This window comes from Bacillus cereus group sp. MG16 (assembly GCF_040459875.1).
Classification (GTDB): domain Bacteria; phylum Bacillota; class Bacilli; order Bacillales; family Bacillaceae_G; genus Bacillus_A; species Bacillus_A paranthracis.
Genome location: NZ_JARVHE010000001.1, coordinates 2,846,927 through 2,866,672, shown reverse-complemented (window position 1 = coordinate 2,866,672; position 19,746 = coordinate 2,846,927). Strand labels below are relative to the sequence as shown.

The following is a 19,746-nucleotide window of genomic DNA, read 5'->3' as shown; positions in this document are numbered from 1 at the left end:
ATGTCAACACTAGACTGGACAATTTTTATAAGGTCTGTTTCTTATATTCCACTGGCGTTAAATAGCCTAGTGTTCCGTGAATTCGAATGTTGTTAAACCAATGAACATAATCATCAAGTTCAAGAGCGAGCTGTTCAAGAGAAGCGAAGTGTGCTCCGTTTGCGAATTCTGTTTTAAACACTTTGAACATCGCTTCGGCCACAGCGTTATCGTAGGGGCAGCCCTTCATACTTAATGATCGTTGAATTCTGAATGTTTCTAAAGCCTCTGAAATCAGTTTATTATCAAACTCTTTTCCTCGGTCTGTATGAAACATCTTGATGTTATGTAAATTTCCTTTAATACTCGCTAATGCTTTATACACAAGGTCTGCTGTCTTATTTGGACCAGCACTGTAACCTATAATTTCTCGGTTGAAAAGGTCCACAAATAAGCATACATAGTGCCATTTTTTTTCAACACGGACGTATGTTAAATCACTGACAACTACAGCTAATTGCTCTTCTTGTTTAAACTGACGTTGTAACTCATTTTTGATTGGTGCTTCATTACAGGTTTGTTTATACGGCTTGTATTGTGACACCGTATAATTTGATACAAGTCCTAATTGTTTCATAATTCGACCGATTCGACGTCTAGAAACGACCATCTTCTGTTTCTTTAATTCTACTTTGAGTTTACGAGTACCATAGTTACTACGGCTTTCTTTAAAGAGTCGTTCTATTTCGTTGGAAAGCTCAACGTCTTCTTTTTCATGTGCGTCTTGTTCACGCGGCTTGGCGTGATAGTAGTAGGTACTTTTGGCGATGTTAAGGACGTTACACATTGCTGATACTGAATATTTGTGAGTGTTATTTCGGATCACATCTATTTTCGTCCCATGATCAGCGCTGCTTGCTTTAAAATGTCATTCTCCATCATTAAACGTTGATTTTCTTTACGTAATCTGATTAACTCATTTTCTTCTTCTGTCCGATTTTCTTTAGCAGTAAATGTCCCAGTTTCTTGATGATTCTTAATCCAGCGATCCAACGCAGAAGGCGTTATTTCATATTCTCGACAGATATCTGCACGGAACTTTCCATTTCCATATAGCTTTACTAATTGAAGTTTAAATTCTGGTGTAAAAGTTCGACGTTGACGTGACATAGTAGCACGCTCCCTTAGGTTAGTATGTTAAGTCTACTAGCCCTTATAGTATCTGTCCAACTTAGTGTAGCCGATTCAAGATGTACCTAAAAACATAATAGAAAGTGCTAAAACACTTAAAATAGATGATAATTTTTTCTTCATAACGCTCCCTCCTTTCTTACATATTAATTTCTCCAGAGCATGTGTGTATTATTCGTTTCACAGTTTCTAAACCGTCATTATAAAGGACACATTTATAGAAAATAGAGTTGAATGATTGCTAATATATTATTGGCTATATATGTATCATACAAATTAAATGAATCAAACTTTGCTTAAAATGTTAATCTTAGTACAATTTATATCATATGGACTAGCACTAAGGAGGTAATGAAATGCGGCAATTTGCTAAACCGAAAATTGTTGTAAGTAAATGTTTAGAATTTGATGCTTGTCGTTATAATGGAGAGATGATTCCGGATGTAACAATACGAAATTTGCAGCCATTTGTTACATTTATACCTGTTTGTCCAGAAGTCGAGATTGGATTGGGGACTCCTCGTGAAACGATACGCATTGTAGAAGAAAAAGGGGTGAATAAACTTGTGCAACCGTCTACAAGAGAAGACCTCACTGAAAAAATGGAGCAATTTTCAAATGAATTTTTACAAACGTTATCAGATGTGGATGGTTTTATTTTAAAAAATCGTTCACCAAGTTGTGGTATGCGTGATGTGAAATTTTATTCTGGTTTTGAAAAAGCACCAGCAAAGGGAAAAGGATCTGGCTTATTTGGCGGAGCAGTAGTAAAAAAATTTTCGCATCTTCCAATTGAAGAAGAAGGCAGATTGTCGAATTTTATTATTAGAGAGCATTTCTTTACAAGGTTATTTACAATCGCATATTACAAGATGATTAAACGTAATAAAAATATGAAAGACCTCGTATCGTTTCAGTCGGATAATAAATATTTATTTATGGCATATAATCAGGTGAAACAAAAGGAATTAGGGCGTATTATTGCAAATCAAAAAAATGAAACGATCGAAGTTGTATTTGAAAACTATGAGAAGACTTTATATGAATTATTTATGCGCACACCCCGCTATACATCAAATGTAAATGTATGTGAGCATATTTTTGGATACTTTAAAACAAAGCTGAAAAAACAAGAAAAAGAGCATTTTTTAAATTTAATACAAAAGTATATAGAAAAGAAAATTCCGCTTAGTAGCTTACTTGCAATTTTAAAATCATGGGCTCTTCGATTTGATGAAAAGTATTTATTAAGACAAACATATTTCGAACCATATCCTGAAGCTTTAGTAGAGATTTCAGATTCAGGTAAAGGTAGAGATTATTAAACATAAAATTACATAATTCGACAAGGAAACTCCTATGTTGTTGTAGAACAATGTAGGAATTTTTTTGTGCATTAGTACAGAATCTGTTTTAAAATTAAATTATGACAGAATTATAACAATTATCTAACTAATGTTCTTGTCTTTTCATTCGTAATGTTTGTAGTAGAAACTCGCACGCTGTCGAAACTCAATATTCGATAAGGGGTGTGTAGCGGAATGGAATTTACTCTAACTCGCGAAAAACAAATGATTAAAGAAATGGTACGTGACTTTGCTGAAAAGGAAATCGCACCGAAAGCTGTGTATTATGACAAAACTGCAGAGTTTCCATATGAAACATTTCAAAAAATGGGCGAACTAGGATTATTAGGCATCCCATTCCCAGAAGAGTATGGAGGTTCAGGTGGCGATACAGTATCGTACGCGTTAGCAGTTGAAGAAATTGGTCGTGCTTGTGGTGGAACAGGATTAAGTTACGCTGCAACAATTTCATTAGGTGCTTCTCCAATTTATTATTTCGGTACAGAAGAACAAAAACAGAAATATTTAGTTCCAATGGCATCAGGCAAAACTTTAGGTGCTTTCGGATTAACTGAGCCGAATGCTGGATCTGATGCAGGTGGCACACAAACGAAAGCTATATTAGACGGAGACGAGTATGTTATTAGTGGTGAGAAGTGTTGGATTACAAATGCAGAGTATGCAAATACAATTATTGTAACCGCTGTCAACGGTGTTGAAGAGAATGGTAGAAAACGTATTTCTGCATTTATCGTACCGACTACTAGTGAAGGATTAACGATTTCAAGCCCTTACGATAAGATGGGCGTACGTGCTTCTAATACATGTGAAATCGTACTTGATGGTGTACGTGTGCCGAAAGAAAATATTCTTGGTGATGTAAATAAAGGATTTAAACAATTCTTATATACACTTGATGGAGGACGTATTTCAATCGCAGCATTAGCTGTTGGTATTGCGCAATCTGCATTTGAACGTGCATTGCAATATGCGAAAGAACGTCAACAATTTGGAAAGTCAATTTCTAATTTCCAAGCGATTCAATTTAAATTAGCTGATATGGCTACTGAAGTAGAGCTAGCGCGTAATTTAGTACATAAAGCAGCTTGGTTAAAAGATAACGATAAACCTTTCGGTAAAGAAGCGGCTATGGCAAAACTTTTCGCATCTGAGGCTGCTAGTCGTATTGCAAATCAAGCGGTACAAATTCACGGTGGATACGGCTATATGCGTGAATATGAAGTAGAACGACATATTCGTGATGCAAAACTATTAGAAATTGGTGAAGGAACTTCTGAAATTCAACGTCTCGTAATTGCTAGACATTTAGGATGTAGATAAAAAGGAGGAATCACTATGTTTCAAAAAATATTAATTGCTAATCGCGGGGAAATCGCAGTTCGTATTATGAAAACTTGTCAAAAACTTGGCATTCGCACTGTTGCTATTTATTCTGAGGCAGATGAAAATGCCTTGCATGTAAAAATGGCAAATGAAGCTTACTTAGTAGGTGGGCCACGTGTGCAAGAAAGCTATTTAAACCTTGAAAAAATTATTGAAATAGCTAAGAAGACAAATGCTGAAGCAATCCACCCGGGGTATGGATTATTATCTGAGAATCCATCTTTTCCGGTTCGTTGTAAAGAAGAAGGAATCGTATTTATCGGTCCATCAGAAGAAATCATTACGAAGATGGGAAGTAAAATCGAATCACGTATTGCGATGCAAGCTGCAGATGTGCCAGTAGTTCCGGGTATTACTACAAATATTGAAACTGCTGAAGAAGCAATTGAAATTGCTAAACAAATTGGTTACCCATTAATGTTGAAGGCATCCGCAGGCGGCGGAGGCATTGGAATGCAGTTGATGGAAACTGAGCAAACGCTCACCAAAGCATTTGAAAGCAACAAAACGAGAGCACAAAACTTCTTCGGTAACGGAGAAATGTATTTAGAGCGCTATATTGCAGATGCACATCATATTGAAATTCAGCTTTTAGCAGATACACATGGTAACACAGTGTATTTATGGGAGCGTGAATGTTCAGTACAGCGCCGAAATCAGAAAGTAATTGAAGAAGCACCTTCACCATTTTTAGATGAAGGTACACGAAAAGCGATGGGTGAAGTTGCTGTACAAGCTGCCAAAGCTCTAGGGTATACAAATGCTGGTACAGTTGAGTTTCTAGTAGATGATCAGAAGAACTTCTATTTCTTAGAGATGAATACGAGATTACAAGTAGAGCATCCAGTTACAGAAGAAATTACAGGTTTAGATCTTGTAGAACAACAACTTCTAATTGCATGTGGTGAGAAATTATCTTTTACACAAGATGATGTAAAACGTAGTGGTCATGCCATTGAGGCACGTATTTATGCAGAAGATCCGAAAACTTTCTTCCCATCACCTGGGAAAATTACAAATTTAACGCTTCCAACAAACGTACGTATTGATCACTTTTTGGAGAATCAAGTAACGATTACACCTTTCTATGATCCAATGATTGCGAAAGTCATTGCTCATGGTGAGACTCGTGAAGAAGCAATTTCAAAATTACATGATGCTTTAGAAGAATTAAAAGTAGAAGGTATTAAAACAAACACGCCAATGCTACTTCAAGTATTGGAAGATGATGTGTTCAAAAGTGGTATTTATACAACGGGTTTTGTAACGAAACAACTTGTTAAAAAATAAGATTTAACAATACTAAGGGGGAAAAAATGATGACGAAAGTATATGCATCGATGGCAGGAAACGTTTGGAAGGTTGTTGTAGGAGTAGGGGATACAGTAGAGGAAGAACAAGATGTCGTCATTTTGGAATCTATGAAAATGGAAATTCCAATCGCTTCAGAAGAAGCTGGCACAGTTATGAAAATTAATGTGCAAGAAGGCGATTTTGTAAATGAAGGAGATGTATTACTAGAAATTGAATAGGGAGATATAGGGGGAAGCGAATTGAAACTACCTAATTTTGCTGTCATTAAAGAAGTCGGGCCACGTGATGGCTTACAAAATGAAAAAAAGATTGTTGGCACAAAAGATAAAGTAAAATGGATTCAACTACTTACAGAGGCGGGATTATCGTACGTTGAAGTTTCCTCATTCGTTCACCCTAAATGGGTCCCTGCATTAGCAGATGCAAATGATGTGTTTTCAGAGCTGAAAAGGGACCCAAATGTTACATATGCAGCGCTTGTTCCAAATCAAAATGGTTTGGAACGAGCTTTTTTGCAAAATGTAGATGAGGTGAATGTTTTTTTATCAGCAAGTGAATCTCATAATAAAAGTAATATTAATAAATCAATTAAAGAAGCATTAGTTGTAATTGAAGATATAACAAAACAGGCGTTATTTGAAGGTAAAAAGGTAAGAGGCTATGTGTCTACTGTATTTGGATGTCCTTATGAAGGGGATATAAGCGTCATAGCAGTTGACGAATTATGTGATCAACTATTTTCATACGGCATTTATGAAGTGTCTCTTGGTGACACAATTGGAGTAGCGAATCCGTTACAAGTAGAGCGAGTGTTAGAGCATTTATTAAAGAAATATGATGCTTCGCAGTTTGCAATGCACTTCCATAATACGTACGGAATGGCTCTTGCGAATGTAGTAAAGTCTTTAGAATATGGTATTACAACATTTGATAGTTCTTGTGGTGGTCTTGGCGGCTGTCCATATGCACCAGGAGCATCAGGCAATGTTGCAACTGATGACTTAGTTCATATGCTCCATAAGTTAGGTGTCCAAACGAATATTGATGAAGAGAAGTTATTGAGAGCGAGTCAATTTATTCAGAGTAAATTAAATATCCAATTACCGAGTCATGTGTATAGAGCGCTTCAACATAAAACGATAAGTAGGTGAGAAGATGCTACAATTACAAAACATTTCAGTTGATTATGTAACACCGCACGTTGTAAAGATTTCCTTAGATCGTGAAAGACAAGCAAACTCATTATCTTTAGCTTTATTAGAAGAGTTACAAAACATTTTAACTCAAATAAATGAAGAGTCAAATACTCGTGTAGTTATTCTAACAGGTGCTGGTGAAAAAGCGTTTTGTGCTGGTGCTGATTTAAAAGAACGTGCTGGCATGAATGAAGAACAAGTTCGCCATGCTGTTAGTATGATTCGCACTACTATGGAAATGGTTGAACAATTACCACAGCCAGTTATTGCTGCTATAAATGGAATCGCACTTGGTGGTGGTACAGAATTAAGTTTAGCTTGTGATTTTAGACTTGCTTCTGACACTGCAAGTCTTGGGCTTACTGAAACTACACTTGCAATTATACCAGGAGCAGGTGGTACGCAGCGTTTGCCAAGATTAATTGGTGTTGGTAGAGCGAAAGAATTAATTTATACAGGTAGACGTATTTCAGCACAAGAAGCAAAAGAATATGGTCTAGTAGAATTTGTTGTACCACCTCATTTACTTGAAGAGAAAGCGATTGAAATAGCAGAGAAAATTGCGAGTAACGGTCCTATTGCCGTTCGATTAGCAAAAAAAGCAATTTCAAACGGTATTCAAGTTGATTTACATACCGGATTACAAATGGAAAAACAAGCGTATGAAGGTGTAATCCATACGAAAGATAGATTAGAAGGATTACAGGCATTCAAGGAAAAACGCACACCAATGTATAAGGGGGAGTAAATATGATAGATCAAAAACAACAATCAAATACATTTGAAGAACGAGTTGAAACGATTAAACAAGGTGGCGCACCAAAATATCATGAACAAAACAAAGCGAAAGGTAAACTATTTGTGCGAGATCGCTTAGCTCTTTTATTTGATAATGGTGAATATGTAGAAGATGCATTATTTGCAAATTGTGAACAAACAGGATTACCTGCTGATGGTGTTATAACGGCAACGGGAAAAATACATGGTCGTACTGCATGCGTAATGGCAAATGATTCTACGGTAAAGGCTGGTTCATGGGGCGCACGTACAGTTGAAAAGATTTTACGTATTCAAGAAACGGCAGAAAAATTACGTGTTCCGTTATTTTATTTAGTTGACTCTGCTGGGGCACGTATTACGGATCAAGTTGAAATGTTCCCAGGGCGCCGCGGGGCAGGAAGAATCTTCTATAATCAAGTGAAATTATCAGGTAAAGTCCCGCAAGTATGCTTATTATTTGGACCTTCTGCTGCTGGTGGCGCATATATTCCAGCCTTTTGTGACGTTGTTATGATGGTAGAAGGAAATGCTTCTATGTATTTAGGATCTCCTCGTATGGCTGAGATGGTTATCGGTGAGAAGGTAACTTTAGAAGAAATGGGCGGAGCTCGTATGCATTGCTCTGTATCAGGATGCGGAGATGTTTTATGTAAAACAGAAGAAGATGCAATTACACAAGCAAGACAATACATTTCATATTTTCCAAACAACTACTTAGAAAAGACTCCATTGCTTACACCTCAAGAACCGAAACAATTCGATAAAACGTTAGAACAAATCATTCCAGAAAATCAAAATGCTCCTTTCAATATGAAAGATCTCATTAATAGAGTTATTGACGAAGGTTCTTTCTATGAAGTGAAAAAATTATTTGCTCAAGAACTTATTACAGGTTTAGCACGTATTGATGGTAAGCCAGTTGGTATTATTGCAAATCAACCGCGTATGAAAGGCGGCGTATTATTCCACGATTCAGCTGATAAAGCAGCGAAGTTTATTAATTTATGCGATGCATATCATATTCCATTATTATTCCTTGCAGATGTACCTGGATTTATGATTGGTACAAAAGTAGAGCGTGCTGGTATTATTCGCCACGGCGCAAAAATGATTTCTGCAATGAGTGAAGCAACAGTGCCGAAAATTTCTATCGTTGTTCGTAAAGCATATGGTGCTGGTTTATATGCGATGGCGGGTCCAGCCTTTGAACCAGATTGCTGCCTAGCATTACCGACAGCTTCTATTGCGGTAATGGGTCCAGAAGCCGCGGTCAATGCTGTATATGCAAATAAGATTGCAGCTTTACCAGAAGAAGAGCGTGATAGCTTCATTGCTGAAAAACGAGAAGAGTATAAGAAGGATATTGATATTTACCATTTAGCATCAGAGATGGTCATTGATGGTATTGTTCATCCAAACAATTTAAGAGAAGAGTTAAAAGGACGATTCGAAATGTATATGAGTAAATATCAAGTATTTACGGATCGTAAACATCCGGTTTATCCAGTTTAAAAGCCCTATTTAGGGCTTTCTTGCTCAAAAAGTCAAGGAGGGGAAAACATTGAAACAAGCAGTTTGGTTTCCAACAGAAGAGTATAAAGAAAAAACGCGTTTGTATGGTTGGATGAAATCATTGGGCTATGAAGATTATGAAACGTTTTATAATAAATCTATTGAAGAAACAGCTTGGTTTTGGGGAGAAGCTGAGAAAGCGGTTGGCTATCAATGGATGAAACCTTATACAGAAGTGCTAGATTTAAAAAATGGAACGCCGTTTGCACAGTGGTATAATGGCGGAACATGTAACGTTGTAGAATCAGTTTTATCACGCTGGCTTGCAGATGATGAAACAAGAACACAACCAGCACTTCAGTATGAGGGGGAAAATGGAACTTCAAAGTCATTTACATATGAAGAACTTGACAGCTGGGTAAGTCGTGTTGCAAACGGTTTGAAACATGCGGGTATTGAAAAAGGTGACCGTGTAACAATTTATATGCCGATGATTCCAGAAACAGTTGTTGCGATGCTAGCTGTAATGAAAATCGGAGCAATTATTTCACCAATATTCTCAGGATTTGCGTCTGATGCAGTCATGACACGCGTGCAAGCAGCAGGATCAAAGATGATTATTACTGCAGATGGTTTTTCACGCCGAGGTAAAGTTGTTTCATTAAAAGATGAAGTAGATAAAGCTTGTGAACATTGCCCAACTGTTGAAAAAGTTGTTATTGTTCGTCATGCGGGAAATGAATTTACACCGCATAATTATGATTTCTCATGGAGTGCGTTAGAAAAAGAAAAACCATTTACACATGCTGAAGAGATGAATAGTGATGATCCATTAATGCTCATTTATACATCAGGTACAACTGGAAAACCGAAAGGGACAGTACACACTCATGCTGGCTTTCCTTTAAAAGCAGCTTTTGATGCAGGATTTGGAATGAATATCAAACAGGGTGACCGAGTATTATGGGTAACTGATATGGGCTGGATGATGGGACCATTTTTACTATTCGGTTCTCTTATTAATGGGGCAACGATGGTTATGTACGAAGGTGTTCCTGATTTCCCGGAGGCAGATCGTTTATGGGAGACAGTTGATAAATATGAAATTACACATCTCGGTATATCACCAACATTAATTCGTGCGTTAATGGCAAAAGGTGATGAGTATGTAAATAAACATTCGCTTAAGAGTTTAGAAGTATTCGCCTCAACAGGTGAACCTTGGAATCCAGACCCTTGGATGTGGCTATTTGAAACGGTTGGAAAAAATAATGTACCAATTTGTAACTATTCAGGTGGCACTGAAATTTCAGGTGGAATTTTCGGGAACGTTCTAATTAAACCAATTGCACCGATTAGTTTCAATGCATCTTTACCAGGAATGGCAGCGGTTGTACTCGATGATCAAGGTAATCCAATTCGTGATGAAGTTGGGGAATTATGTTTAGAGAAACCTTGGGTTGGTATGACGAAGAGTTTCTGGGAAGACGATGAGCGATATGTGAATACATATTGGTCACGTTTTGAAAATAAATGGGTTCATGGTGACTGGGTGATTTATGATGGTGAACAATATATTATTACAGGGCGCTCAGATGATACGTTAAACATTGCTGGAAAACGTATTGGACCTGCTGAATATGAATCTATTCTTGTGAAGCATAATGATGTCATAGAAGCTGCCGCGATTGGTGTACCAGATGATGTAAAAGGTGAAGTTTGTCATTGTTTTGTAGTATTAAGAGATCATGTAACATTCACAGGAGAATTAAGGAAAGAATTAATGAGTTTAGTAAACTCTCATATTGGAAAAGCATTATGTCCAAAAGATATTCACGTTGTAGAAGATTTACCGAAAACGCGTAATTCTAAAGTAATGCGACGTGTCATTAAAGCTGCTTATTTAGGGAAAGAATTAGGTGATTTATCATCACTTGTAAACCCTGAAGTAGTGCCATTTATTCAGGGATTGCAGTCTAGTAAATTATAAAATTAAAGCATGTATAATGTGAACTGACCTCTAATTGTTAGAGGTCAGTTTTTATGTATACAGGATAGTTTAGTACATGTGTTTGTTTTTTCTTTTCTATGTTTTTGCCTCGTACACTTTGAAGCTAGTGGACATACTATATTAATAGAAATGACTAGGGGGTGAGATTTTGGGATCTCGTTGTAATTCTAGAAAAAAGTGTTCATGTAAAAAGTGTTCATGTAAACAGGATGATTGTTGGGATGTTTTTGAAGAGTGTAAAAAAGAACATGAAGAGCAAAATAAGGCATGCGATTGTTGCTGTGTACAAGGAATTAGAGATGAGCTGAGAAAGTTAGTAAACAGATCAGTGCGTATTACAACAGGAAGTAATAATTATGCAGGAACTGTTTCTTCAGTCACTTGTGATGTTGTAAAGCTTGCTAATAGTGCTGGGGTAGTTACAGTAATTATTTCAGTTTGTAAAATTGAAGCGATTGAACCATTGTTAACATAAGAAACATGGCATAATTGAGCTATGTTTTTTGTAAAGCCATTCTTATGAATGGCTTTATTTTCATTTCGTATAAAAGGAGAATATATTCTATATATAGAAATAAGTTTGAGGATATATAGAATGGTGTATGAAAGGAGAATGAAGTTGATTAAATTAGAACCCTTTAAACGATCCGATTTCAAACGATTAATAAACTGGATTGATTCCGAAGAATTTTTAATACAGTGGTCAGGAAATGCATTTACATATCCCCTAAATGAAGAACAATTAGAAAAATATATAGAAAGTGAAAATACACTCGCATTCAAAGTAATAGATGAAGAGACTCAAGAAGTAATTGGTCATATTTCACTTGGACAAATTGATAATATAAATAGATCTGCAAGAATTGGAAAAGTACTAGTTGGTGATACGAAAATGCGAGGACGTTCTATAGGGAAACATATGATGAAAGCAGTACTTCATATTGCATTTGAAGAATTAAAACTACATAGAGTAACTCTTGGTGTTTTTGATTTTAATACGTCAGCTATATCATGCTATGAAAAAATAGGATTTGTTAAAGAAGGTTTATTAAGAGAATCAAAAAAAGTAGGGGAAACGTATTGGAACTTATGGGAAATGAGTATGTTAGAATATGAATGGAGAGCTAAAAAATAATTGTTTCCTATAATTATGTTATGTTAATTAAAAGGGGTATGGTGGGAAGTTATGAATAAAGATACTAAAGTGATTTCAATTGCAGCTGTTTCAGGAGGAGGTAAAACTACTATTACAGAAAGATTAACTCAAAAGCTAACAAATTCAAAAGCACTATATTTTGATAGCTATAACTTTCATAACTGTCCTGCTGATATTTGTAAATGGATTGATGAAGGAGCGAATTATGATGAATGGGTACTCACACCATTAATTAAGGATATTCAGCATCTTATACGAGATAGTAATGTAGATTATATTATTGTAGATTATCCTTTTGCATACTTAAATAGTGAAATGCGACAATTCATTGATTTAACTATATTTATTGATACGCCTTTAGATATTGCGATGGCTAGAAGAATTTTGCGAGATTTTAAAGAGGATACAATGAGTGAAATACATAATGATTTAAAGCATTATATAACATATGCGAGAAAAGCTTATTTAGAGGCGCTTCATACTGTAAAGCCAAATTCAGATATTGTTTTGGATGGATCTTTATCTGTGGAGGAAATAATTAATCAAATTGACGAGGAACTGAATCAGAGAGAAGTAATCGTCAATGGTTAAATGTATAGAGGAATATATACAAGTTGATGATTTAAAATGTATTCAAAAGTATTCCAAGGAAAGAAGTTGCAACCTGTTATTATAATGGAGGCAGGTTATGGCGATTATTCAAAGGCATGGGATCATATTGCAGAAGGGCTGACTGAATATGGGACGGTACTTACATATGATCGAACTGGATTGGGGAAAAGTGGGAATAGTTCCAAACGACGTATTAGTTCTGAAATGATAAAAGAATTAAGAAGTTGCTTAGCGCAATTGCAACTGAAACCGCCTTATATTTTCATAGGACATTCTTTTGGCGGTATAAATGCACGTTTATTTACGACTTTTTATCCCGAGAATATGATGGGAGTAGTTTTAGTTGATTCGACACCAGAAAATTATAAAGAAGCTTTTTTGCCGATCATGTCTCCTGAATTTCAAGAAGCTTACTATAAACAATTTGTACATGAAAGTTCTTATGAAGAGTTTATGTTTAGTCTAGTTGAAGCAGATAAACATTGTCAGTCAATGAGAAATATTCCACTTATCGTGTTAGCTGCTGGTAAAAAAGCCTTTTATTTGCAAGAAGCACAAATGAAATGGTTACAATTGCAAGAAGAATTATTACGATTATCAAGCAATAATAAGTTTGTAATTGCAGAACAAAGCGGTCACTATATTCAAAAAGATGAGCCACATTATATTATAGATGCTATTAAGTGGATAATTGAGGTAGGGGAGAGATAAACGTGTACACTTTATTTCAATACAATTGGCAAGTAAGGGATGATTGGTTTAAGTGGTGTGAACAGCTTTCAGAGGAAGAATTACTCCGCAAGCGAGTTGGTGGTGTTGGAAGTATTTTAGAAACATTATTTCATATTGTTGATGTTGAGTACAGCTGGATTAATGCGCTTCAAGGAAAAGAAGATAGTGAACCGCAGTTTCAAGATTATCAATCAATCCAGAAAGTGAAAGTGTTATCTGATTTGTATAAACGAGAATTAGAAGGATTTTTACAAGTATGGTCAGCTAACTTAGAATGTAAAATATTAAAAGCTTCGTGGACAGATAAAACATATACATATGGTGAAGTTTTGAGACATGTAATTGTGCATGAAATTCACCATATTGGCCAGCTATCTATATGGGCGAGAGAGTTAAACTTTCAGCCTGTTTCAGCGAATTTAATTGGAAGAGGACTATAGATTTAGAAAACGGCTTGCACTGTAAATGTAAGCCGTTTTTTATATATAAGAAGATTTCCTAATTGAAATCCTCGGATTTTTTCTGACGTATATGTAAGAACATTAAAATTGTTATAATGAAGAAAATTAACAATGTTTGTATAATCAAATTTTTAAACTGAAGCAAAACTGCCCAAGATGTAACAGCATCTTTAAATGCTTGGAGTGCAGAGTACGAGGAGGGATCAAAGCCGTACTGTAGTAATTTTTTAGTTTCAATAAAAGTGCTGTTTTCATTATCGGTGTCTAATATTACTGAAATAAGTCTAGTATCTCCTCGTTTTGCTGTACTGACAAAACTATAATTACCATTAGTTGAAAAACTAGTTTGTAAGCCATCAACACCTTGGTGTTTAATGTTTTTATTAAGGGAATAAATCATTTTATTGGTGTTGAAAACTTTCGTATCTTTGAAGGTGAACTGGTAAGAGGTTAGTTTTGTAACGTTCAGTACATCTGGAAAGTCTGTTACTAATTGTGTTGCTAGTTTAGCAACTTCAATTGCTGTTGTAGTTGAAAGTTTATTTGTATCGTTATTCATTCCAGTAGCGTTTAGAAACGGAGATGATTGTGATAACTTTAGGCGTTTTGCTTTTTCATTCATTAACTGTGTGAATTTATCTTCGTTTCCAGCGATATGTTCTGCAAGGGCAAGTGCGGAACGATTATTTCCTGTCAATAACAGTGCATGAAGTAAATCACGAACCGTCGTTTTATCTTTCGAAGTTACTTGTATAGGACTCGTTTCTGCTCGGAAAACTTCGTTACTTATTTTTACTACTTCATCTAACTGTATATTTCCTTCATTTAGTTGTTCCAGTGTGATATATTCAGTCATTAATTTAGATAAAGTAGCTGATTGTATAGGAGTTTCTTCATTTTTTTTATAAACAACTTCACCTGAATTGGCATCTATTAAAATAGCTGATTTAGCTTGAATAATTGGACCATTTACATAAAGATAAAAATATAAAACGATAAGTGCAGTAATAACAAAAGATAATAATAAAATTGTGAATTTTTTTAAGAATTGCATAAGCGATCCTCCTATTATGACATCGATAATAATATTGTAAAAAGGAATGCTTAATTAGGAAGAAAGAAAAGGTAAAGAATTTCTAAAGAATTATAAAGGATTATTAAATTTTGGATGTTAATGGAAAATGAAAGGTCCAATTTCTTATATTGTAAGAAATTGGACCTGAAATTAAGCTGTATTAACATTTGTATGGTTGCAGTTTTACAGTGAATGTTGTTTTTTTGTCATCACTATACACTTCAATTGTTCCTTTATGCAATTCGACAATACTTTTTGCAATTGCCAATCCGAGTCCAGATCCACCAGTGTTTGTAGAGCGCGATTTCTCAACGCGATAAAAACGTTCAAAAATATGAGGTAAATCGGTACTTGGAATAGGTTGGCCGTAATTGGTTATATCGATTGCGATCATATTATTACTTTCATAAGCAGTAATATCAATATAATCACCATCGTTACCGTAAGCGATAGCATTAATAATTAGATTTTCAAATACGCGTACTAATTTGTCGCCATCAGCTAATACCATTAGCTTCTTTGATGGAAAAAAGGGGCGACAATCAATATTAGCCTCTTGAAGCTGTATTCGAAATTGAACGGTTAATTGTCCAAGAAGTTCTACAATATCAATAGGGACAGAATATAAACTTAATTCTTTATTTTGAACACGTGTATATTCAAACAAATCATTCATTAATGCATTAAGACGAGTTACTTTATCGTAAATGACTTGTATATAATGCCGTAATTCCACTTCATCTCTATAATTATCATGGTGGATTAAATTCACGTATCCAACTATAGAGGTAAGTGGAGTACGTAAATCATGCGATACATTTGTAATAAGTTCGCTTTTTGCTTGTTCTGCCTGTCTTTCTTCATCAATCGAGACTTTCAATTGTTCAACAATTTGATTAACCCCGCTTGCTAACTCTTCTAGATAATTATGGTTTACGATAGAAACTTTATGATTGAAGTTTCCATTTGCAATATAGCGAATCTCTTCTATCATTTTTTTAATGCAAGTTTCATAGTAAAGCTTTCTTTCATGACGATAAAAAATGTATAGGTAGGATGAGAAAATAGAAAATAAAAATAAATAAGAGACAATCATCATCCATAGAGATTCTTTTATTCCTTTATATTTTTCATAACCAAAAATTCTAATGAATTCTTTACCAAGTTCGCTTAACGTAAGCGAACTCTCAATTACACTCGTAACGAGGCGATATATAATTAATTCAGTAATAGGGGTAAGTGTGATAGCTAACATGAACCAAAAAATTAACTTCCACTTTGGGATATCCTTTAATATATCAAATGCTTCATTTCTCAATTTTATAGCCCACTCCCCAAACAGTATGAATAAATTTTTCTCCATTCATTCCTGTTTCAAGTTTGTCCCGTAAATTACTAATGTGGACCATTACAGTTTTATTTGAACCATAACCATCTTCATTCCAAACACGTTCAAAAATTTCTTCGGAACTAAATACTCGTCCTGTATTACTCGCAAGTAAATATAAAATATCAAATTCAATAGATGTAAGTTTAATATATTCTCCATTTACTTTTACAGTATGATTATGTTTGTGTATTTCAGCAGAACGAATGCGAATCATACCATCTTCATTCTTTTGGGAAGTGGCATTTTGGAAGGATGATCGTCGTAGCAAAGCTTTCACTCTAGCTACTAATTCTAATGGATTAAATGGTTTAATCATATAATCATCAGCGCCTGTCATAAGACCTAATATTTTATCCATATCTTCTGCTTTTGCACTCAGCATAAGAATAGGTACAGTATTATTTTCACGAACTTCTTGGCAAACTTCTAATCCATTTCGTTTTGGCATCATAATATCCAAAATCATAAGATCAACTTCATATGTAGAAATCATTTGTAATGCTTCATCGCCATCATATGCTTTATAAATGTTATAGCCTTCATTTCGCAAATAAACAGCAAGTAATTCAACAATTTCTTTATCATCATCAATAATTAATATATTTTTATTCATTATGTAGTTCCTTTCCTTACAAATCATTAACATTACTATAATATCAAACATTTAAGTACTTGTAGCGATGATTCTGTATAAAATTTCATGTAACGTATTAAAAAAGGGATTACAACATTTATAACGAATACAAAACACAAGGATATTAAGATTATATATTATATTGAAAGTTAGTTTTAAGGAGGATTTACTATGTTATATAAGGAGATATATTCATTTTCTCCAACTGGAAAAATAGAAAATGATATTAAAGATTTTTTATTAAAATACAATCAGAAGCCTACATATAAACATTCAATTCGTGTAGCAAATGAGGCGAGGAAAATTGCAAAAATGTTTTATGAAGATGAAGAAAAAGCAGCGATTGCGGGATATTTACATGATATTAGTGCAATTTTTCCAAATGAAGTACGGATTTTAGTTGCTGAAGAATTTGGAATAGAGATATTAGAAGAAGAACGAAAATTCCCAATGATTATTCATCAAAAACTTTCGAGAGTAATCGCAAAAGAGATATTTAAAGTGCATGATGAAGAGACTTTAAATGCAATTTGTTGCCATACCACACTGCTTAAACATGCAACGAAGATGGATTTAGTGTTATTTGTTGCTGATAAAATAGAATGGGATCAAAATGGGACACCACCATACTTAGTAGAAGTAAAAAAGGGGTTAGAAAAATCTTTAGAACATGCGGCTTTTGCATATATTTCATATTTGTGGGATAGAAAAGACACGTTGAAAGTTTTACACCCTTGGCTAGAAGATGCATATTGGCAGTTAAAAGAAATTGTAGAGTAGAAAGAATATAAAATATAGTTAAAAGAATATATGAATGAAATATTTACTGGGGTTACATTAGTACCATACATATAATAAACACTTATTTGAAGATATATTTTCAAAAGAAGATAAAGTATTTTTAATAGCAAATGTTTATTGACTTAAAAAGGGAAATGTAAAAAATCCACAGAAAATAAATATATAGTCGATTTATTCAAAAAGAGATTTAAAGTATCAAACAAGACAAGAAACAATACTTTTTTATCCCGCTTTAATGGGCAGTAAGACCCCCACCTCAAAATTAAGCGAAAGCAAAGAAGTTAGGTGGGGGATCAACTGCCCATAAAAGCCCGATTGGTTCAACTAATAATCAGTGGGGGATGAAGAAAACCCCCACTGATTAAAGTTTCACTTTATTTGAAGATGAAGAAATTGACTTGTATTGTACATATCAATTTTCATTAAAATATTTCGCTGGTGATATAAAGTATAAACGACTTATTAAAGCAGCGAATCATGAAGATTTACCAGGTCTTTATCCTCGTTTAGGACGCAAAAAAAGAAATTTCTTATCCAGATGTATTTCTCATAAATGCAACAAAAGATATTATCATGTTTATGTATGATGATAGAGGAAGTGAAGTAATTTCGAAGAATAAAGAAACAATACGAAATTTATATGAGAAATATAAAGAGTGGATTCCAGATTATAAAAGAGAAAGCATAGATAAATTATTTAAATGACAGTGAGGGAAGTGAAGTTTGTAATGAAACGTATTGCAATTGTAGCGGCTTGGGAACCTGAACTTACGTATTTGCATCAATCTTATCCAAGTGAACGCATTGAAAAAAGAGCCGCTTGGGAATTTCATTTTCATACTATAAATGATCTGGAAATTATTTCAGTTATAACTGGTGTTGGGAAGGTAAGTTGTGCTAGTTGTGTACAATTATTAATTAGTGAGTTTCAGCCGGATGAGTTGTTTATGACAGGGATATGCGGGAGTTTATCAAATAAGGTGAAAAATGGTCATATTGTAGTGGCATTGAACGCCATACAACACGATGTCACTGCTGCTGGTTCGGGTGAAGATGTTTTTAACTTATATAATGGTAGAACAGCACCTATTGAAACAACAAAATCGCTTGTAAGAAGAATAAAAAAAATACGATCTTATGATCCGATTCATTTCGGTACATTTTTATCTGGAGATCAACGTATCCGTAGTTCAGAAATGAGATATTTACTGTATACTGTATATGGAGCATTGGCGGTTGATCAAGAGGTCGCAGCTTTTGCTTATGTATGTCAAATCAATAAGAAGCCTTTTTTATGTTTAAAAGCTGCTTCAGATCAAGCAAATGATAAAACGAAAGAGGAACAAAAAATATTTAAAATGTTAGCATGTGAACGAGCGTGTGAGCATTTAATTGCTTTTTTACGTGTATATGAGATTAATGTAGTAAATCATAGATAGTAAGAGGGGCTTAATATTGGAAAGTACAAATAAAATAGCTATTTTGGGTGCAAACGGAAAAGCGGGGAAATTCCTTGTAAAAGAAGCGCTAGATAAGGGGTATCAAGTAAAAATATTAACAAGAAATTCTAATAATATCAAAATAACAAATGAAAATATAGAGATCATTAGTGGAGATGCACGTGATTTTGCTTCAATACGCAAATTACTTAAAGGGTGTGGAGCTGTAATTAATGCAGTAGGTCAACCGAAAAATGAATATTACATTTTTAGTACAGTAACGAAGCATATTTTAGAAGCAATGAAGGAGTTTAAAATAAAAAGATATATTGTAATTTCCGGAGGCTCTTTAAATGTTACAGGAGATCAAAAGGGAATTGTAAATAAAATAGGAGCTACCTTATTTAAAGTTTTTTTATCAAAAATGATGCAAGATAAATATAAAGAATTACAAATTATCCAAAGTAGTGAAGTAGATTGGACAATTGTTAGATTACCATTTGTTATAGAGGGAAATGGTATTGGACGTATAAACGAGAGTTTAGTAGATATGCCAGGAATCAAAATTCAAAATAGTGATATTGCACCATTTGTTATAAAACAAATTAATAGTGACAGATATGTAGGGAAGTGCCCGTTTATTTCAAATTAAATGGTAGGATTAAAAATTAAAGAATGATGGGTAGAGTGGAGCTAGTACATTTTATGTATTT

General features: G+C 34.4%; 19 protein-coding genes and 3 pseudogenes. 17 read left to right on the top strand and 5 right to left on the bottom strand.

Annotated features, from left to right (window positions below; genetic code table 11):
• Positions 1–25 precede the first annotated feature (25 nt).
• Positions 26–1,149, bottom strand: a protein-coding gene (locus tag QCI73_RS14830) for an IS3 family transposase (protein WP_353823243.1) whose coding sequence is annotated in 2 segments (ribosomal slippage) — positions 26–903 and positions 903–1,149 — 1,125 coding nt in all. Because the reading frame shifts where the segments join, the coding sequence is not laid out codon by codon here.
• Positions 1,150–1,227: 78 nt separating this feature from the next.
• Positions 1,228–1,293: pseudogene (locus QCI73_RS14825) on the bottom strand (WGxxGxxG family protein); the annotation flags it as partial.
• A 233-nt stretch (positions 1,294–1,526) separates the two neighbouring features.
• On the opposite strand from QCI73_RS14825, the gene QCI73_RS14820 reads away from it, so the two are divergent.
• From QCI73_RS14820 to QCI73_RS14760, 13 genes and pseudogenes are all read left to right on the top strand, one after another.
• The gene (locus QCI73_RS14820) at positions 1,527–2,495 is read left to right on the top strand and encodes a YbgA family protein (RefSeq protein ID WP_262726117.1); all 969 of its coding nucleotides are present in this window, start codon (positions 1,527–1,529) and stop codon (positions 2,493–2,495) included.
• Between the two features lie 216 nt (positions 2,496–2,711).
• Positions 2,712–3,857 (top strand): acyl-CoA dehydrogenase, encoded by a 1,146-nt coding sequence (locus tag QCI73_RS14815; protein ID WP_000397274.1) that lies wholly within the window; start codon positions 2,712–2,714, stop codon positions 3,855–3,857.
• Positions 3,858–3,872: 15 nt separating this feature from the next.
• Entirely contained in the window at positions 3,873–5,210 is a 1,338-nt protein-coding gene (locus tag QCI73_RS14810) for an acetyl-CoA carboxylase biotin carboxylase subunit (RefSeq protein ID WP_000486740.1), read from the top strand.
• A gap of 26 nt (positions 5,211–5,236) precedes the next feature.
• Positions 5,237–5,452 (top strand): acetyl-CoA carboxylase biotin carboxyl carrier protein subunit, encoded by a 216-nt coding sequence (locus tag QCI73_RS14805; RefSeq protein ID WP_353823242.1) that lies wholly within the window; start codon positions 5,237–5,239, stop codon positions 5,450–5,452.
• Positions 5,453–5,473: 21 nt separating this feature from the next.
• Positions 5,474–6,385, top strand: a complete 912-nt coding sequence (gene mvaB, locus QCI73_RS14800; RefSeq protein WP_000775434.1) for a hydroxymethylglutaryl-CoA lyase — start codon at positions 5,474–5,476, stop codon at positions 6,383–6,385.
• 4 nt (positions 6,386–6,389) lie between these two features.
• Positions 6,390–7,178 (top strand): enoyl-CoA hydratase, encoded by a 789-nt coding sequence (locus QCI73_RS14795; protein ID WP_327924820.1) that lies wholly within the window; start codon positions 6,390–6,392, stop codon positions 7,176–7,178.
• Positions 7,179–7,180: 2 nt separating this feature from the next.
• Complete coding sequence (locus QCI73_RS14790) at positions 7,181–8,722, top strand: acyl-CoA carboxylase subunit beta (RefSeq protein ID WP_353823241.1); 1,542 nt, start codon at positions 7,181–7,183, stop codon at positions 8,720–8,722.
• A gap of 49 nt (positions 8,723–8,771) precedes the next feature.
• Positions 8,772–10,712, top strand: coding sequence for an AMP-binding protein (locus tag QCI73_RS14785; RefSeq protein ID WP_353823240.1), 1,941 nt, complete (start codon positions 8,772–8,774; stop codon positions 10,710–10,712).
• Positions 10,713–10,881: 169 nt separating this feature from the next.
• Complete coding sequence (gene exsK / locus QCI73_RS14780) at positions 10,882–11,208, top strand: exosporium protein ExsK (RefSeq protein ID WP_353823239.1); 327 nt, start codon at positions 10,882–10,884, stop codon at positions 11,206–11,208.
• A gap of 120 nt (positions 11,209–11,328) precedes the next feature.
• The gene (locus tag QCI73_RS14775; protein WP_353823238.1) at positions 11,329–11,868 is read left to right on the top strand and encodes a GNAT family N-acetyltransferase; all 540 of its coding nucleotides are present in this window, start codon (positions 11,329–11,331) and stop codon (positions 11,866–11,868) included.
• A 51-nt stretch (positions 11,869–11,919) separates the two neighbouring features.
• Positions 11,920–12,480 carry a nucleoside/nucleotide kinase family protein gene (locus QCI73_RS14770; protein ID WP_353823237.1) on the top strand — a complete coding sequence of 187 codons (561 nt, stop codon included), beginning with the start codon at positions 11,920–11,922 and terminating at the stop codon, positions 12,478–12,480.
• Positions 12,473–13,212, top strand: a pseudogene (locus tag QCI73_RS14765) (alpha/beta hydrolase). The gene QCI73_RS14770 and the pseudogene QCI73_RS14765 overlap by 8 nt, the downstream one beginning before the upstream one ends.
• A 2-nt stretch (positions 13,213–13,214) precedes the next feature.
• Positions 13,215–13,673, top strand: a complete 459-nt coding sequence (locus tag QCI73_RS14760) for a DinB family protein (protein WP_353823236.1) — start codon at positions 13,215–13,217, stop codon at positions 13,671–13,673.
• A gap of 58 nt (positions 13,674–13,731) precedes the next feature.
• On the opposite strand, the gene QCI73_RS14755 is transcribed toward QCI73_RS14760, so the two are convergent.
• From QCI73_RS14755 to QCI73_RS14745, 3 genes are all read right to left on the bottom strand, one after another.
• Positions 13,732–14,748: a D-alanyl-D-alanine carboxypeptidase family protein gene (locus tag QCI73_RS14755; RefSeq protein ID WP_353823235.1), complete on the bottom strand. Its 1,017-nt coding sequence runs from the start codon at positions 14,746–14,748 to the stop codon at positions 13,732–13,734.
• Between the two features lie 181 nt (positions 14,749–14,929).
• The gene (locus tag QCI73_RS14750) at positions 14,930–16,087 is read right to left on the bottom strand and encodes a sensor histidine kinase (RefSeq protein WP_001243288.1); all 1,158 of its coding nucleotides are present in this window, start codon (positions 16,085–16,087) and stop codon (positions 14,930–14,932) included.
• Positions 16,077–16,772 carry a response regulator transcription factor gene (locus QCI73_RS14745; protein WP_001038815.1) on the bottom strand — a complete coding sequence of 232 codons (696 nt, stop codon included), beginning with the start codon at positions 16,770–16,772 and terminating at the stop codon, positions 16,077–16,079. Before QCI73_RS14745 ends, QCI73_RS14750 begins: the two co-directional genes overlap by 11 nt.
• 192 nt (positions 16,773–16,964) lie before the next feature.
• On the opposite strand from QCI73_RS14745, the gene yqeK reads away from it, so the two are divergent.
• From yqeK to QCI73_RS14725, 4 genes and pseudogenes are all read left to right on the top strand, one after another.
• A complete protein-coding gene (gene yqeK / locus QCI73_RS14740) occupies positions 16,965–17,573 on the top strand; it encodes a bis(5'-nucleosyl)-tetraphosphatase (symmetrical) YqeK (RefSeq protein WP_353823234.1) in 609 nt (202 codons plus the stop codon).
• A 64-nt stretch (positions 17,574–17,637) separates the two neighbouring features.
• Positions 17,638–18,299 (top strand): annotated as a pseudogene (locus QCI73_RS30860) (DUF3885 domain-containing protein); the annotation flags it as partial.
• A complete protein-coding gene (locus tag QCI73_RS14730; protein WP_353823233.1) occupies positions 18,296–19,033 on the top strand; it encodes a phosphorylase family protein in 738 nt (245 codons plus the stop codon). The pseudogene QCI73_RS30860 and the gene QCI73_RS14730, both read left to right, overlap by 4 nt.
• Before the next feature lie 16 nt (positions 19,034–19,049).
• On the top strand, positions 19,050–19,685 hold the full coding sequence (locus QCI73_RS14725; RefSeq protein ID WP_353823232.1) for an SDR family oxidoreductase: 636 nt from the start codon (positions 19,050–19,052) through the stop codon (positions 19,683–19,685).
• Positions 19,686–19,746 lie beyond the last annotated feature (61 nt).

Bases quoted from the DNA above. Each gene is read 5' to 3' on its own strand.
- QCI73_RS14820 (WP_262726117.1), top strand. From the start codon at position 1,527: ATGCGGCAATTTGCTAAACCGAAAATTGTTGTAAGTAAATGTTTAGAA.
- QCI73_RS14815 (WP_000397274.1), top strand. From the start codon at position 2,712: ATGGAATTTACTCTAACTCGCGAAAAACAAATGATTAAAGAAATGGTA.
- QCI73_RS14810 (WP_000486740.1), top strand. From the start codon at position 3,873: ATGTTTCAAAAAATATTAATTGCTAATCGCGGGGAAATCGCAGTTCGT.
- QCI73_RS14805 (WP_353823242.1), top strand. From the start codon at position 5,237: ATGATGACGAAAGTATATGCATCGATGGCAGGAAACGTTTGGAAGGTT.
- QCI73_RS14795 (WP_327924820.1), top strand. From the start codon at position 6,390: ATGCTACAATTACAAAACATTTCAGTTGATTATGTAACACCGCACGTT.
- QCI73_RS14790 (WP_353823241.1), top strand. From the start codon at position 7,181: ATGATAGATCAAAAACAACAATCAAATACATTTGAAGAACGAGTTGAA.
- QCI73_RS14775 (WP_353823238.1), top strand. From the start codon at position 11,329: ATGGTGTATGAAAGGAGAATGAAGTTGATTAAATTAGAACCCTTTAAA.
- QCI73_RS14770 (WP_353823237.1), top strand. From the start codon at position 11,920: ATGAATAAAGATACTAAAGTGATTTCAATTGCAGCTGTTTCAGGAGGA.
- QCI73_RS14755 (WP_353823235.1), bottom strand. From the start codon at position 14,748: ATGCAATTCTTAAAAAAATTCACAATTTTATTATTATCTTTTGTTATT.
- QCI73_RS14745 (WP_001038815.1), bottom strand. From the start codon at position 16,772: ATGAATAAAAATATATTAATTATTGATGATGATAAAGAAATTGTTGAA.
- yqeK (WP_353823234.1), top strand. From the start codon at position 16,965: ATGTTATATAAGGAGATATATTCATTTTCTCCAACTGGAAAAATAGAA.
- QCI73_RS14730 (WP_353823233.1), top strand. From the start codon at position 18,296: ATGACAGTGAGGGAAGTGAAGTTTGTAATGAAACGTATTGCAATTGTA.